Below are 15,138 nucleotides of genomic sequence, written 5' to 3'. Positions count from 1 at the left end.
GACCGATTTCAGTAATTCCCGAGGGTGGCAGTGGCCAAACCGGGAAAGTCTGTAATCAGGCTATCTACGCCGAAGTCCGCGAGCCTGCGCATCAGTGCAGGTTCGTTGACCGTCCACACGGACACGTGCAAACCCTGGCGCTGGGCTTTTTCCAGGCGCTCAGGGGTGCACAGCGTCCAGTTCAACGCCAGGTACTCACACCCATAGTTCTGCGCGACCTTTAACGGGTCGAGCCAGGCGTATTCGGCCACCAGGTCGCGCGACAGGTCCGGTGTGAGTTCAACCGCCGCCTTGAGTACTTCCCGCGAGCTCGAGGTCACGGTGACCTTATCCATCAGGCCGAAACGTACCGCCATTTCACGGATCGCCAGCACGGTGGTCGCGGCGCGGGTGCGCGAAGCGCTTTTGACTTCCAGTTGCCAGTGATCGAAATCGCACTGTTCGAACAGTTCTTCCAAGCGTGGAATCGGGCACGGCGTGACCCAGCCCGGGCCGCCTTTACGGGCGTCCATCTTTACCAGGTCGGCCGCCGAGTATTCGACGACCTTGCCACGCCGGTCGGTCGTGCGCTTGAGGGTCGGGTCGTGGATGACCATCAACTCGCCGTCCATGGACAGGTGCAAATCCAGTTCGCAACGGCGTACACCGTGCTTGAGGCATTCCTGAAAGCTGCTCAGGGTGTTTTCCGGTGCTTCGCCTTTGGCACCGCGATGGCCGTAAATCAGGGTCACAGTTGCTCCTCAATGCCAGGTCTTCTGGCCAGGTCAATACGAAATCAGGTGTCTTGGGCGTCGCTCTTTTCCCGCGCCAGTCGGCGTTGCTGGGCTTGTTTCTGCAGAATGTAGCGCGCCAGCAGTTGGCGTTGGGCATCGGTCATGGCTTCGAATTCAGTGCCGACATCAAACCCGTCGCCCTTGGGATCGCAGTGGGTCACCTTTGCGCGCAGCAGCAGGCCGAGTGCCTGGGGCATCAGCACCAGCTTGACGGCCAGGTGGGTGTCGGTGGCGAGTGGGGCAGGGTGTTGAAAGTCGATACCGCCTTCGGAAATGATCACCGGCTGCGGGGCCCCGACCTCGTCCAGCAGGCCGCGGGCCATGATCTGGCTGAGCAAATCCAGGCGTTTGTTCTGTACGCGCAGGAAGGCCGCGAGGGTGCGATCCTTCTCGCTGAGCTGGCGCAACAGGTGTTGGGCTTCGAATTCACTGAGGTGCAGCTCGCTGAGCAGGTTGAACAGCGGCGAATCATCCAGCAACACTTCCTTGCTCGCCGCTTCGGGGGCAGACAGGCTTTTGATTTGGAGTGCGATCATGTCATCGATACGGTAGTATTCGCGGCGCTCTTCTTCATCTAATGTCGACATGGCGAACCCCAGGTAACGGTAATGGTCTGAGTGTAAAGCTGCTTATCAGACCCCGCCACCGGGACGTCTTCTTTTCCTCCGAACAAGCCCCGACATGTTCAGACCTCTCTTCGTATTTATTGGCACGCGTTATACCCGTGCAAAGCGTCGCAATCATTTTGTGTCGTTCATTTCCTTGACCTCGATGATCGGTCTCGCCCTGGGCGTGGTCGTGATGATCGTGGTGCTGTCGGTGATGAATGGCTTCGATCATGAGATGCGCACCCGCGTGCTGGGCATGGTGCCCCACGCAACCATCGAGGGCGATGCGCCCATCAGCGACTGGCAAAGCCTGGCCGCCAAGGTCAAGCAGAACCCCAAGGTGGTGGCCGTCGCGCCGTTCACCCAGATGCAGGGGCTGCTGACCAACGACGGCAAGGTGCAGAAGATCCTGCTCAATGCCATCGACCCGGCCCAGGAGCGCAACGTCTCGATCATCGACAAGTTCATGCTGCAGGGCAAACTCGATGACCTGGCGCCCGGCAGTTTCGGCATCGTGATTGGCGACAAGGCCGCGGCCAAGCTCGGCGTGGGCCTGGGCGACAAGTTGACGTTCGTCGCGCCGGAAGTCACCGTGACCCCGGCCGGCATGTTCCCGCGCATGAAGCGCTTTACCGTGGTCGGTACCTTCCACGTTGGCGCCGGCGAAATCGATGGCTACCTGGGCCTGACCAACCTCACCGACCTGGCGCGCCTGCATCGCTGGCAGCCGGACCAGGTGCAGGGCCTGCGCTTGAAGTTCTCCGACCTGTTCGACGCCCCGCGCGGTGCCTGGGAAATCGCCCAGCACCTGGGTGAAAGCCAATATTACGCTCGCGACTGGACCCGTACCCACGGCAACCTGTACCAGGCCATCCGTATGGAAAAAGCCATGATCGGCCTGCTGTTGCTGCTGATCGTCGCGGTTGCTGCCTTCAACATCATTTCCACGCTGGTGATGGTGGTGAACGACAAGAAGGGTGACATCGCCATCCTGCGCACCTTGGGCGCAACGCCGGGGCAGATCATGGCGATCTTCATGGTGCAAGGCACCGTGATTGGCGTGGTCGGAACGCTGATCGGCACGGCGGTCGGTATTCTGGCGGCGCTGAACGTCAGCGCCGCCATCGCCTTGCTGGAAAAAGTGATCGGCCACAAGTTTCTCAACGCCGATGTCTACTTCATCGACTATTTGCCGTCCCAGGTTCAGGCCCAGGACGTGTTGATGGTGGGCGGCGCCGCGTTGGTCTTGAGTTTCCTTGCCACCCTGTATCCAGCCTGGCGCGCGGCACGTACCCAGCCAGCACAGGCCTTACGTTATGAGTGAATCGGGCATGAGTGAAAAAGCAATCCTGAGCTGCCGCAACCTGGGCAAATCCTATGAGGAAGGTCCGGAGTCGGTGGTGGTGCTGTCCAATCTGCAGTTGGAGCTGCATCCGGGCGAGCGCGTGGCGATCGTCGGCAGTTCCGGTTCCGGCAAAAGTACCTTGCTGAACCTGCTGGGTGGCCTCGATACGCCGTCCCAGGGCAGCGTCTGGCTGGCCGGTGAAGAGCTGTCGGCCGTGGGCGAAAAGGCGCGTGGCCAATTGCGTAACCGCTCGTTGGGCTTTGTGTACCAGTTTCACCACCTGTTGCCGGAGTTCACCGCCCTGGAAAACGTGTGCATGCCGTTGTTGATCGGCAAGACCGCAATCCCCGAAGCGCGCCAGCGTGCCAAGGCCCTGCTGGAACGCGTCGGCCTGGGCCATCGCTTGGAGCATAAGCCGGCCGAGTTGTCCGGCGGTGAGCGTCAGCGTGTGGCGATTGCCCGTGCCCTGGTGAACAACCCAGGCTTGGTGATGCTCGACGAGCCGACCGGCAACCTCGACTCCCACACCGCTCAGGGCATCAAGGATTTGATGCTGGAACTGAGCACCCAGATGCGCACCGCGTTCCTGGTGGTGACCCATGACATGAGCATGGCCCGTCAGATGGACCGTGTGCTGCACCTGCAGGAAGGTCATCTGGTCGCCATCTGACCTGTTTCAAGCCCGGCGTCCGACGCCGGGTTTTCTATTTTTTCAACGGTGCCCGCGAATGTTCAGACCGTTATCGATTTTTATCGGCACGCGCTATACCCGCGCCAAGCGCCGCAACCGTTTTGTTTCGTTTATTTCGATGACCTCGATGATCGGCCTCGCCCTGGGCGTGCTGGCGATGATCGTGGTGCTGTCGGTGATGAACGGTTTCCAGCGCGAAATGAGCTCGCGCATCCTCGGCATGGTGCCGCACGCCACCATCGTCGGCGTGAACCCGATCGATGATTGGCAGCCGGTGGCCGCCGCCGCGATGAAGAACCCGCAAGTGACCGCCGCTGTTCCGTTCACACAAATGGACGGCATGTTCTCCTACAAAGGCGCGATGCAGCCCATCGAGATCAGCGGTATCGACCCGGCCCAGGAAGGCAAGGTGTCTATCGTGGCGCAGCACATCGTGCGGGGCAAACTGGATGACCTGAAGCCCGGCGAGTTCGGCGTGGTGGTGGGCGAAATCACGGCGCGGCGTTTTCGCCTGAACGTGGGTGACAAGCTCACGTTGATCGTGCCCGAAATCAGCAGCGCACCAGGGGGGATCACCCCGCGTATGCAGCGGTTGAACGTGGTCGGGATCTTCAAGGTCGGCGCCGAGCTGGATGGTTCCATGGCGTTGATTCATATGGCCGACGCGGCGCAAATCCAACATTGGCAGCCCAACCAGGTGCAGAGCGTGCGCCTGGCGGTGAAAGACCTGTATGCGGCGCCAAGCGTCTCGGCGGCTATCGCTACCGGCCTGGGCGCGGCTTACAAGGCCGATGACTGGACCCACACTCAGGGCAGCCTGTTCAGCGCGATGAAAATGGAAAAGACCATGATCGGCCTGTTGCTGCTGATGATCGTCGCCGTGGCCGCGTTCAACATCATCGCCACCTTGATCATGGTGGTGAACGACAAGGGCGCGGACATCGCGATTTTGCGCACCATCGGCGCCACGCCACGGCAGATCATGGCGATCTTCATGGTGCAGGGCACCGTGATCGGTATCGTCGGCACCCTGATAGGTGGGGTGCTGGGGGTGATTGCGGCGCTCAACGTCAGTGAGCTGGTGGGTTGGGTCGAGCGGGTGAGTGGGCAGCATATCTTCAGTTCGGACGTGTATTTCGTCAGCAACCTGCCTTCGGAGCTGCAAGGCGCGGATGTGCTGCTGATCTGCACGGCCGGGTTTGTGTTGAGCTTCCTGGCGACGCTGTACCCGGCGTATCGGGCGGCGAAGATTGAGCCGGCGCATGCGCTGAGGTATTCGTAAGCCTTTAGATTGCAATCGGGGGCTTGCCCCCGATTGGGCCGGTACAGCTTGCCTCAATCTCCAGCCGGCAACTCAATCACAAACCGCGTCAACCCCGCCTCAGACTCACAAAAAATCCGCCCTCCGTGCGCCCGCACAATCGACTGGGTAATCGCCAGGCCCAGCCCCGCATGCTCGCTGCTACCTTCATAGCGCGCCGGATCGGCCCGGTAGAACCGATTGAACAGTTTGGGTAACAGCTGCGCCGGAATCCCGTCGCCGGTGTTCGCCACCGTCAGCGTTACGCCCTTTGCGTGTTCGCTCAGGCTCACGCGAACTTCGCCGCCCGCCGGGGTAAACCTGAGCGCGTTATCCAGTAGGTTCGACAGCGCCCGGCGCAGCATGCCGCGATCCCCAGCCGTATGGGCGCTACCTTCGCGTACCAGCGAAACCTGTGCGTCTTCCGCCAGCAATGCAAAAAATTCCAGCAGCGCCTCTGCCTCATCCGCCAGTGCCAAGGGTTCACGCTTGGGCATCAACAAGCCGTGGTCGGCCTTGGCCAGGTACAGCATGTCGTTGACCAGTTGGGCCATCCATTGCAGCTCTTCGAGGTTGCTGTGCAGCGCTTCACGGTAATCCTCCAGCGGGCGCGGCTGGGTAAGGATGACCTGGGTCTGGGTCAGCAGGTTCGACAACGGGGTGCGCAGTTCATGCGCGATATCGGCGGAGAACGCCGAAAGGCGCTGGAACGCATCGTCCAGGCGGCCAAGCATGGCGTTGAAGGCCTGGGCCAGTTCCGCCAGCTCCATCGGCATGTGCTGTTGAGGCAGGCGCTGGGTCAGGGAATGGGCGGACACACCGGCGGCCACTTCACCCATGCGCCGCAACGGGCGCAACCCGCTGCGTGCGGCCCAGGCACCCAACAGCGCGGTGGCCAGGGCGGACAGCCCGACGGTGAGCCAGATCAAATGCTGCATGCGCTGCAGGAAATGCTGGTGGTGGGTGATGTCGAGCATCAAGCTCAGTTGCGGCGAGCCGGGCTGGCCTGGCGTCAACGGCGCGTTGTATACACGGTAATCGGTGTCGGCCGTTTGCAGGCTGTACAGGCCGGGCGCCGTCGGCAGGTTGACGCTCGGCGCATCGTCCAGCCAGCGTCGACCGTCAGCGCTGATACGCAGCCTCAGGTCGGGCTGGCGCGTGAGTTCGGCGCGCAATTGCGCTTCACGTTGAGCGAAGGTTTCCAGTGAGTCGACGCCTTGCAAGGTGCTGCGCAGCGCCATGAGTTTGCTGTCGAGCTGTTGCTGGTCCAGCTCGATAAAATGCGCCTCGCTGGCATGGTTGAACAACACGCCGGCGACCAGCGAGACCATGGCTGTGCAAGCGGCAAACAGCAGCGCCAGGCGGCTGGCGAGGGACAGGCGCTTGATCACGGCAAGCGCTCCTCAAGCACGTACCCCATGCCGCGCACGGTGTGGATCAGCTTGTTGGGGAAGTTGTCGTCCACTTTCAGACGCAGGCGGCGGATCGCCACTTCGATGATGTTGGTATCGCTGTCGAAATTCATGTCCCACACCTGGGATGCGATCAAGGTCTTGGGCAGCACTTCGCCCTGGCGCCGCAGCAGCAGCTCCAGCAGGGAGAATTCCTTGGCGGTAAGGTCGATGCGTTGGCCGTCACGCTCAACGCGGCGGCGGATCAGGTCCAGGCGCAGGTCAGCCAGTTGCAGGGTAGTTTCCTGGGGTGTACTGCCGCCGCGGCGCAACAGGCTGCGCACGCGCGCGAGCAGTTCGGAAAAGGCAAAGGGCTTGACCAGGTAGTCATCGGCACCCAGCTCCAGACCGTGCACGCGGTCTTCCACGGCATCGCGCGCGGTGAGAAACAGCACCGGAATGTCCAGGCCGGCGCTGCGTACCGCTTGCAGGATTTGCCAGCCGTCGCGGCCGGGCAGCATCACATCGAGGATCAGCAAGTCATAGTCACCGGTCAGCGCCAGATGCTGGCCATTGGTGCCGTCGGCCACCAGTTCGGTGGTAAAACCCGCCTCGGCCAGGCCCTGGCGCAGGTAGTGGCCGGTTTTTGGTTGGTCTTCGACGATCAGCAGTTTCATGGGCGGCTCTTGGCAACGGGTGACGAAGGGCTTTATACCGTGGGTGCCAGGCGAAGGGCGCAACCTGACAAAGTTGTAATCTAGCAGTCAGCTGGCTGGCAGCGGCGTCATCTTAGAGTGCAGCCCAAGATGCTTATAGATTTTTGGAGAAGAGCCATGACGTTGCGTACCCCCTTGCTGTTGGCTGGTTGCCTGTTGGCGTTGAGTGTCAACGCAATGGCCGATACGGCCCACGCCTACGCGTTTGGCCAGCCGGCAACGGCGGATAAAGCCACGCGGACCGTGGAAGTCACGCTGCAGGATATTTCCTTTTCGCCTAAGTCCCTGGCTGTAAAAGCCGGTGAGACGGTGCGCTTTGTACTGGTCAATAAGGGCCGATTGCTGCATGAATTCAACCTTGGTGACGCGGCGATGCATGCCGAGCACCAGAAGGAAATGATGCAGATGCAGGCCAGTGGCATGCTTACGTCCACCGGGATGGGCAAGATGGACCACGGCGCGATGGGCCATGGTGATATGGGCGGCATGAAACATGATGACCCTAACAGCGTGCTGGTCGAGCCCGGTAAAACCGCTGAGCTGACCTGGACCTTCACCCAGGCGACTGGACTTGAGTTCGCCTGCAACCTGCCCGGGCATTACCAGGCGGGTATGGTCGGCAAGGTGACCGTTGAGTGAGGCGCAGCTTAAGAGCGGGGGCAAAGGCTGGTAGACTGGCGCGGTTAATTTAGCCAGGTTTCCGCCATGCATCCCGCAGCCGAACATTCGCCGCTGGGCAAGTCCAGTGAATACATCTCCACTTACACCCCTTCGTTGCTGTTCCCGATCCCTCGTGCCGCCAAGTGGGCCGAGCTGGGCCTGAGTGCCGAGACCCTGCCTTACAAAGGTGTGGATTTCTGGAACTGCTTCGAATTGTCCTGGTTGCTGCCGTCGGGCAAGCCGGTGGTGGCGATCGGTGAGTTCAGCATTCCCGCCGACTCGCCGAATATCATCGAGTCCAAGTCGTTCAAGCTGTACCTCAATTCGTTGAACCAGACGGCGTTTACCGACACTAGCAGCCTGGAGGCGACCCTGCGCACTGACCTCAGTGCCGCCGCCGGCAAGCCGGTGAGCGTGCGTATCCGCAGCCTGGTCGAGGTCGAGGCCGAAGGTGTGATGGCGTTGCCGGGTGTGTGTATCGACGACCTGGACATCAACGTCAGCAGCTACGAACACCCCCGTCCGGAGTTGCTGCGCTGCGATGCCTCGCGTGTGGTGGAGGAGAGCGTGCACAGCCACCTGCTCAAATCCAACTGCCCGGTCACCAGCCAGCCTGATTGGGGCAGTGTGGTGGTGGAGTACCGTGGCCGCGCGCTGGATCACGCCAGCTTGCTGGAATACGTGGTGAGCTTTCGTCAGCACTCGGATTTTCATGAGCAGTGCGTGGAGCGCATCTTCCTCGACTTGCAGCGCCTGCTGAAACCGGAAAAATTGACGGTGTATGCGCGGTATGTGCGCCGCGGTGGGTTGGATATCAACCCGTATCGCAGTACCGAGGATGTGGCGTTCCAGAACGTGCGTCTGGCACGGCAATAAGCCTTCACGCAACACCTAATGTGGGAGGGGGCTTGTTCCCGATGGCGGGGTGTCAGTCACGGTATTTGTGCCTGACCCACTGCTATCGGGAGCAAGCCCCCTCCCACATTTTGCATCTGCGCTTGGCTGGCGGGCGGGTTAGATGCCCATGTTGCCCAGGCTGATCATGATATTGCGCAATGTCCCGGAAATGACTGGGTGCTCAGCGTCAAACTCTATAGCCGCTTGACTCACGTCGTCGGAAATACTGGGCGACTGGGTGGCCGGTTCCAGTTCAAGTTGCACTTCAAACTTGGCGATCAAGGCTTCCAGTGCTTCACGTTTTTCTTCCGGCAGTGGCGGGTCCTGTTCCAATTGCCCGCGCAGGATCTCGACCTGTTCTTCCAGTTTTTTGCGATCAGGCATGACGTTCTTTCCTTTTATCGATAGGCACTGGCATAGACCGCGGCACGCCGTGAAAGGTCTACGGGCTGACGTGTAGATTAATCCACCGGCGCCGACTGTGCATGATCTCGATCAGGGCTTCTCGCCTTTGAGCCGGCGCAGGCTGATGTCCGCCAGGCAGGTGCCCAGCTCGCCGAGGTGATCGATCACCGAGTGCACCCCCAGCCCATACAGCGCCACGGTAGCCTTGCCGCGCTTGTGTTCGCGTTCTTTGTCGCTCAGCGCTTGCCACTGCTCGGGCGCCAGGCCGCACAGTGAACCGCAGGAGGCCAGGCCGATAGTCCACAACCCTGCGTTCAGGCCCGATTGCAACAGGCGCGGCTCGCCGCTGACCAATACGCAGCCTTCCAGGCGTTCGATGTTCAATTCCATCAAGGCTTGCCAACAAGCATGGGGCGCAGGTCAGCGGATGGAGGAGGGCGAGGCGGCCTTGAGCCAGTCGGGTAGCGCGGCGGCCAGTGGGGTCGTTATCGACGGGGGTAGCTCATCCAGCCAGGCGCAGGGTATGCCTTGTTCCTTGAGGTGGCGCAGGACTTTCAGGGCGCCAGGTGTGGCTTGGGAACTCAGGGCGCAAGAGTCGGTGCGCGCCTGGGAACCGAAGTCCACCAGGCAGCCACTCAGGCCAAACAACACAGCAGTCAAGGCGGGGGCGCTGGCGATGGCTATCTCGGCGTGAGGCATGTCGACATCCCTGAAATAGCTGTGACGCTATCGGGGCAGGATGACAGGCCGATGACAGTCCGGCTAATTGTAGGAATTTTGTCCATTTTAGTTAAGACGTTTCCTAGCGACTGCCTAAATGGGCGCTTCCGTCATATACTGACAGCCTTATTCAGGGCATAGCGCCCATGACAGACCATTCAAGGAGCTAAAGCTATGCGCTGGAGCCACTATTTCGCTCAGCTGTCGGTGTGTGCCACTGTCTTGCTGGCCCCGTTCGCCGTCCAGGCTGCGGAAGATGACCCATGGGAAAGCATCAACCGCCCGATCTTCACCTTCAACGACACTGTTGACACCTATGCCCTCAAGCCCCTGGCCCAAGGTTATCAGTGGGTCACCCCGCAATTTGTCGAAGACGGTATTCACAACTTCTTCCGCAACATCGGCGATGTCGGCAACCTGGCCAACAACGTGCTGCAGCTCAAGCCTCATAACGCTGGCGTCGACACCGCCCGTTTGCTGGTCAATACCACCTTTGGCGTGCTGGGCTTCATTGATGTAGGCACCAAAATGGGGCTGCAGCGCAGCGACGAAGACTTCGGCCAGACCCTGGGTTACTGGGGGGTCGGCAGCGGTCCGTACGTGATGCTTCCGTTGCTGGGCCCGAGCACATTGCGTGATGCGCCGTCCAAATACGTGGACAGCTACACCCAGCCGTACCGCTATATGGATGATGTGTCCGTGCGCAACAGCGTCATGGGCCTGAACATTGTCGACACTCGCGCCAGCCTGCTCGACAGCGAGCGGCTGATCACTGGTGACAAGTACACCTTCATCCGTAACGCTTACCTGCAGAACCGCGAGTTCAAGGTCAAGGATGGCAAGGTTGTCGACGACTTTTAAGCTGTGACGTTTTGAAACGAAAAAAGGCGATCCTGGGTGATCGCCTTTTTTATGCGCGCATTTCAGCGCATTTTCAGGATCTTGAGGCCGAGCTGTTTCTCGTTATCCACCGTTTTAGCCCACACCACTTCAGTGTCCGCCTCCAGCCCCTTGAGCGCGGGGTGCTCCGATTCGATACGCACCGTCAGTGGGTCACCCACGTTGAACTGACGAGGCGCCTGCACCTGCATGCCCGAGCTTGAAAGGTCCACACAGACGCCTGCAATCTCCTGACCTGCGTGGATCAGCGCCACATCGGCCTCCACTTTCATGCGGATGAAATCGCGTTTTTCAGCGTAGTCGCGCTCGTGTTCGCTCATGGGTTCCATCCTTACATTGTGTTGTGGTTGTGGCTGTTCTTATAACTCCCGGTGATTTGCGGTGTAAAGACGCCCGGCGACCATCGGCGTGAGCTTGAAACGCCTGTCGGATGGGAGTACCGTCTGCGCCTTAGAAGGGCACCTCTGCTTTACAGTTGTGCGTGGGCAAAACGCCTATGCTTTGTAGGACAGAGAGGCTAGAAAGCGAATCCAGTAGTGTGAGCCCGGCCATTGCCGAGCCGCCTACGCCAACCTAATTCTGGCGCCGTTTGCCCACATGCAAAAAACCAGTGCCACGCTGCTGATAATCGATGACGACGAAGTGGTGCGTGCGAGCCTCGCGGCCTATTTGGAAGACAGCGGCTTCAGCGTATTGCAGGCTCAGCAATGGTCAACAGGGTCTCCAGGTATTCGAGCGCGACCAGCCCGACCTCGTGATCTGCGACCTGCGCATGCCCCAGATGGGCGGCCTCGAGCTGATCCGCCAGGTGACCGAGCTTGCCCCGCAGACGCCGGTAATTGTCGTGTCCGGTGCCGGGGTCATGAGCGATGCTGTCGAGGCTTTGCGCCTGGGTGCCGCCGACTATCTGATCAAACCCCTGGAAGACCTGGCGGTGCTGGAGCATTCGGTGCGCCGCGCCCTGGATCGTGCGCGTTTGCTGTTAGAGAACCAGCGCTACCGCGAAAAGCTCGAGACCGCCAACCGCGAGCTCGAAGCCAGCCTGAACCTGCTTCAGGAAGACCAGAACGCCGGTCGCCAGGTGCAGATGAATATGCTGCCGGTGAGCCCTTGGACCATTGATGAGTTCCAGTTCGCACACCAGATCATCCCCTCGTTGTACCTCTCAGGGGACTTTGTCGACTATTTTCGCGTGGATGAGCGGCGTGTCGCGTTCTACCTGGCCGACGTGTCCGGCCACGGTGCGTCTTCTGCCTTTGTAACCGTGTTGTTGAAGTTCATGACCACACGGCTGTTGTTCGAATCCAAGCGCAATGGCACCTTGCCGGAGTTCACCCCTTCGCAAGTGCTGGGCCACATCAACCGAGGCCTGATCAGCTGCAAGCTGGGTAAGCACGTGACGATGGTCGGCGGCGTTATTGATGAAGAAACGGGTCTTTTGACCTACAGCATTGGCGGTCACCTGCCGATGCCTGTTTTATACACTCCCGACAGTGTGCGCTACCTGGAAGGGCGTGGTCTGCCCGTAGGCTTGTTCAATGAGGCTACGTACGAAGACCACATCCTGGAGCTGCCGCCGACCTTCAGCCTAACGCTGATGTCCGACGGTATCCTGGACCTTTTGCCAGAGCCTACACTCAAAGAGAAAGAAGCCGCCTTGCCCCAACGGGTCAAGTCGGCGGGCGGCAGCCTGGATGGCCTGCGGCAGGTTTTTGGATTGGCCACGCTAGGGGAGATGCCGGATGATATCGCCCTATTGGTGTTGAGCAGGAATCTTTGATGAGTACCGGAAGAATCCAATTCGCCGAGCAAGATGGGACTTTTGTCCTGAAGTTTGTCGGTGAAGTGCGCCTGACCTTGTGTTCGGCACTGGATGCGACGATTGAGCGGATCTTCACTGCGCTGAATTTCTCGGCGATCGTGATCGATCTGACCGAAACCCGTAGCATTGATAGCACCACGCTGGGCTTGTTGGCCAAGTTGTCCATTCTGTCGCGGCAGAAGGTCGGCTTGTTGCCGACCGTCGTCACTACCCACGAAGACATCACCCGGCTGCTGCAGTCCATGGGTTTCGACCAAGTGTTCAACATTGTTGACCGCCCGATCCCCTGCCCGGAATGCCTGACCGACCTGCCGTCCCAGGACCAGTCCGAAGAAGTGGTGCGGGTCAAAGTGCTGGAAGCGCACAAGATCCTGATGGGTCTCAACGAGTCCAATCGCGAAGCCTTCCACGACCTCGTCAACGCCCTCGAGCGTCACTGACGTCCTTCCTGTCGAAACACGTCCCACAGTTGGAGTCTGCTCGGCTTGAGACCGGCGAAGACACAAAAAAGGGCGGCACCCTCACAGGTGCCGCCCTTTTTGCTGCTATCTGCCCTTACAGCTTGGCAGACAACAACGCCTCCAGCTTCTCCTGATCCCGAGCAAACTGACGAATACCCTCCGCCAGTTTCTCAGTCGCCATCGCATCCTCGTTGGACTCCCAACGGAACTGCGCTTCAGTCATATGCACTCGCGCTTCACCCGCATGCCCTGGCGACAATTTGCGTTCCAGCTTGCCTTCATCCGCCGCCAGTTTTTCCAGCAGGTCCGGGCTGATGGTCAGGCGGTCACACCCGGCCAACTCTTCGATCTGGCTCAGGTTGCGGAAGCTCGCACCCATCACCACGGTCTTGTAGCCATTGGCCTTGTAGTAGTTGTAGATACGCGTCACCGACTGCACGCCCGGATCATCGGAACCGGTGTAGTCGTTGCCATTGGCCTTCTTGTACCAGTCATAGATACGGCCCACGAACGGCGAAATCAGGAACACGCCGGCCTCTGCGCACGCAACCGCCTGGGCGAAGGAGAACAGCAGTGTCAGGTTGGTCTGGATGCCTTCTTTTTCCAGCTTCTCCGCCGCACGAATACCTTCCCAGGTGGAGGCGATCTTGATCAGCACGCGGTCACGGCCAACCCCGGCTTTTTCGTACAGGTCGATCAGACGGTGCGCACGCTTGAGAATAGCGCCCTCGTCGAACGACAAGCGCGCATCCACCTCGGTGGATATACGGCCCGGCACTACTTTGAGGATCTCTTGACCCACCGCCACCGCGAAACGGTCGCTGACCAGGCCCACATCGCCATTGCAATCCTGCACGCACTCATCCAGCAGCTTGGCATAGCCCGGAATCGACGCAGCCTTGAGCAACAGCGAAGGGTTGGTGGTCGCATCCTGCGGCTTGAGCTTGGCGAGGGTAGAAAAATCGCCGGTATCGGCTACGACAGTCGTGAATTGCTTGAGTTGTTCCAGCTTGGAAGTCATGGGCGTGCTCTGTCCTATGGGTCTGGTGACATTACCCGAGCGCTGGCAGGCGCTCAAGGCGCAAATGCGTTCGATCGTTTGCGCGGGCAACAACCTGAAAACAGCCGTTTGAAAGCCCGGCCGTACTGCTCAATAGGAGGGCAAAATGCAGGGCAGGTTCAACCCAAATGCCCGATGACACGTGGATAAAACTGTGCAGACCGGCTTGTCTGCCCCCGCACAAAATGTGCGAGGGGGCGTGCTCCCGATAGCAGTGTGTCAGTCAATCCACAACTAACTGACCCCCCCTGCAAGCAATCGGGTTAACGCCCTTCCAGCAAAGCCCCAGCCTGATCCAGTAATGCCAACGGATCCGCCGCCTTATGAATATCAACCGACAACAACTGCCTGAACCTGCGCGCCCCTGGGAAACCGGTGCCCAGCCCCAGGACATGCCGAGTGATGTGATGCATCACGCCACCACTCGCCAGATGCTCAGCAATATAAGGCCGCAACTGCGCCAGTACCTGCGCCCGACCCACCACCGGCGCCTCACTCCCGAACAACCGCTGATCCACCTCCGCCAGCAGATACGGGTTGTGATAAGCCTCGCGCCCCAGCATCACGCCATCAAACGTCTGCAAATGCTCCTGGCACTGTTCCAGCGTCTTGATCCCGCCGTTAAGCACAATCTCTAACTCAGGAAAATCCCGCTTCAACTGCGCCGCCACGTCATAGCGCAACGGCGGAATGTCGCGATTCTCCTTGGGCGACAGCCCCTCCAGAATCGCAATCCGCGCATGCACGGTGAAACTCGTGCAACCGGCGTCCTTCACCTGCCCGACGAAATCACACAGCTCGGCATAACTGTCCCGGCCATTGATGCCGATGCGATGCTTCACCGTCACCGGAATCGACACCGCATCGCGCATCGCCTTCACGCAATCGGCCACTAACGCAGGATGCGCCATCAGGATCGCGCCGATCATATTGTTCTGCACCCGATCGCTGGGGCAGCCGACGTTCAGGTTCACTTCGTCATAGCCGGCGGCTTCAGCCATGTGCGCGCACGCGGCCAGGTCGGCGGGCACACTGCCGCCCAACTGGAGCGCCAGAGGATGCTCGGCTTCGTTGTGGCGCAGGAAGCGGTCATGGTCGCCATGGAGAATCGCGCCGGTGGTGACCATCTCGGTGTAGAGCAAGGCGTGTTTGGAGAGCAGGCGCAGGAAGAACCGGCAGTGGCGGTCTGTCCAATCCATCATGGGTGCAACGCTAAAGCGGCGGGAGAGTGGGGCGGTTTGTAGGGGCATTGGGTGTCTGAGTCAGCGAGGCGAATAGTGCGCAGTTTATCAGGGATGGATGTTGGGTGTTGGGAGGTGTGGTCTGTGCCCTTCACCTCGTCGTAAGGGCGGTTTCGCCGAGGGTCTGACCTTCAGTACTTTTTATATG

15 protein-coding genes and 2 pseudogenes are annotated in these 15,138 nt (G+C 60.1%); 8 read left to right on the top strand and 9 right to left on the bottom strand.

The genetic code is table 11. From position 1 onward, the window contains the following. Positions 1–8: 8 nt before the first annotated feature. Complete coding sequence (locus tag AB4O23_RS24715) at positions 9–731, bottom strand: glycerophosphodiester phosphodiesterase (protein WP_460084326.1); 723 nt, start codon at positions 729–731, stop codon at positions 9–11. Positions 732–775: 44 nt separating this feature from the next. Beyond that, positions 776–1,360 carry a PilZ domain-containing protein gene (locus tag AB4O23_RS24710; protein ID WP_017526642.1) on the bottom strand — a complete coding sequence of 195 codons (585 nt, stop codon included), beginning with the start codon at positions 1,358–1,360 and terminating at the stop codon, positions 776–778. 94 nt (positions 1,361–1,454) lie between these two features. Here AB4O23_RS24710 and AB4O23_RS24705 point away from each other — a divergent pair, with 94 nt between their 5' ends. From AB4O23_RS24705 to AB4O23_RS24695, 3 genes are read left to right on the top strand one after another with little or no spacing between them, the layout of a single operon-like run. Next, a complete protein-coding gene (locus AB4O23_RS24705) occupies positions 1,455–2,705 on the top strand; it encodes a lipoprotein-releasing ABC transporter permease subunit (protein WP_017526641.1) in 1,251 nt (416 codons plus the stop codon). 7 nt (positions 2,706–2,712) lie between these two features. Beyond that, positions 2,713–3,396 (top strand): lipoprotein-releasing ABC transporter ATP-binding protein LolD, encoded by a 684-nt coding sequence (lolD, locus tag AB4O23_RS24700; RefSeq protein ID WP_460061040.1) that lies wholly within the window; start codon positions 2,713–2,715, stop codon positions 3,394–3,396. Between the two features lie 58 nt (positions 3,397–3,454). Further along, a complete protein-coding gene (locus AB4O23_RS24695; protein ID WP_017526640.1) occupies positions 3,455–4,699 on the top strand; it encodes a lipoprotein-releasing ABC transporter permease subunit in 1,245 nt (414 codons plus the stop codon). Positions 4,700–4,752: 53 nt separating this feature from the next. Here AB4O23_RS24695 and AB4O23_RS24690 read toward each other — a convergent pair whose 3' ends face one another. After that, positions 4,753–6,108: a heavy metal sensor histidine kinase gene (locus AB4O23_RS24690; protein WP_017526639.1), complete on the bottom strand. Its 1,356-nt coding sequence runs from the start codon at positions 6,106–6,108 to the stop codon at positions 4,753–4,755. Then, a complete protein-coding gene (locus AB4O23_RS24685) occupies positions 6,105–6,785 on the bottom strand; it encodes a heavy metal response regulator transcription factor (protein WP_017526638.1) in 681 nt (226 codons plus the stop codon). The genes AB4O23_RS24690 and AB4O23_RS24685 overlap by 4 nt, the downstream gene beginning before the upstream one ends. Before the next feature lie 156 nt (positions 6,786–6,941). On the opposite strand from AB4O23_RS24685, the gene copI reads away from it, so the two are divergent. Together copI and queF are read left to right on the top strand one after the other, a co-directional pair. After that, positions 6,942–7,463 (top strand): copper-resistant cuproprotein CopI, encoded by a 522-nt coding sequence (gene copI, locus AB4O23_RS24680; protein ID WP_065877047.1) that lies wholly within the window; start codon positions 6,942–6,944, stop codon positions 7,461–7,463. 66 nt (positions 7,464–7,529) lie between these two features. Next, a complete protein-coding gene (gene queF / locus AB4O23_RS24675; RefSeq protein WP_017526636.1) occupies positions 7,530–8,360 on the top strand; it encodes an NADPH-dependent 7-cyano-7-deazaguanine reductase QueF in 831 nt (276 codons plus the stop codon). 138 nt (positions 8,361–8,498) lie between these two features. Here the strand turns inward: queF and AB4O23_RS24670 are convergent, their stop codons facing one another. Continuing rightward, a complete protein-coding gene (locus AB4O23_RS24670; protein WP_017526635.1) occupies positions 8,499–8,765 on the bottom strand; it encodes a DUF4404 family protein in 267 nt (88 codons plus the stop codon). 111 nt (positions 8,766–8,876) lie between these two features. Further along, a pseudogene (locus tag AB4O23_RS24665) lies at positions 8,877–9,485 on the bottom strand (HAD family phosphatase). A gap of 195 nt (positions 9,486–9,680) precedes the next feature. On the opposite strand from AB4O23_RS24665, the gene AB4O23_RS24660 reads away from it, so the two are divergent. Continuing rightward, positions 9,681–10,367, top strand: a complete 687-nt coding sequence (locus AB4O23_RS24660) for an MlaA family lipoprotein (RefSeq protein WP_017526633.1) — start codon at positions 9,681–9,683, stop codon at positions 10,365–10,367. A gap of 62 nt (positions 10,368–10,429) precedes the next feature. On the opposite strand, the gene AB4O23_RS24655 is transcribed toward AB4O23_RS24660, so the two are convergent. Further along, positions 10,430–10,726 carry a PilZ domain-containing protein gene (locus AB4O23_RS24655; protein WP_267864263.1) on the bottom strand — a complete coding sequence of 99 codons (297 nt, stop codon included), beginning with the start codon at positions 10,724–10,726 and terminating at the stop codon, positions 10,430–10,432. Positions 10,727–11,003: 277 nt separating this feature from the next. On the opposite strand from AB4O23_RS24655, the pseudogene rssB reads away from it, so the two are divergent. Both rssB and rssC read left to right on the top strand, forming a co-directional pair. Continuing rightward, positions 11,004–12,186: pseudogene (rssB, locus tag AB4O23_RS24650) on the top strand (two-component system response regulator RssB). After that, positions 12,186–12,668 (top strand): anti-sigma factor antagonist RssC, encoded by a 483-nt coding sequence (gene rssC / locus AB4O23_RS24645; RefSeq protein WP_003172602.1) that lies wholly within the window; start codon positions 12,186–12,188, stop codon positions 12,666–12,668. Before rssB ends, rssC begins: the two are co-directional and overlap by 1 nt. A 115-nt stretch (positions 12,669–12,783) precedes the next feature. Here rssC and tal read toward each other — a convergent pair whose 3' ends face one another. Together tal and dusA are read right to left on the bottom strand one after the other, a co-directional pair. Next, a complete protein-coding gene (tal, locus tag AB4O23_RS24640) occupies positions 12,784–13,710 on the bottom strand; it encodes a transaldolase (protein ID WP_460150293.1) in 927 nt (308 codons plus the stop codon). Between the two features lie 302 nt (positions 13,711–14,012). After that, positions 14,013–14,999, bottom strand: a complete 987-nt coding sequence (gene dusA, locus AB4O23_RS24635) for a tRNA dihydrouridine(20/20a) synthase DusA (RefSeq protein WP_135196699.1) — start codon at positions 14,997–14,999, stop codon at positions 14,013–14,015. Positions 15,000–15,138 lie beyond the last annotated feature (139 nt).

Source organism: Pseudomonas sp. H2_A10 (genome assembly GCF_054680085.1).
Note: the sequence above shows the minus strand (reverse complement) of the source record. Positions and strands in the feature narration are given on the sequence as shown.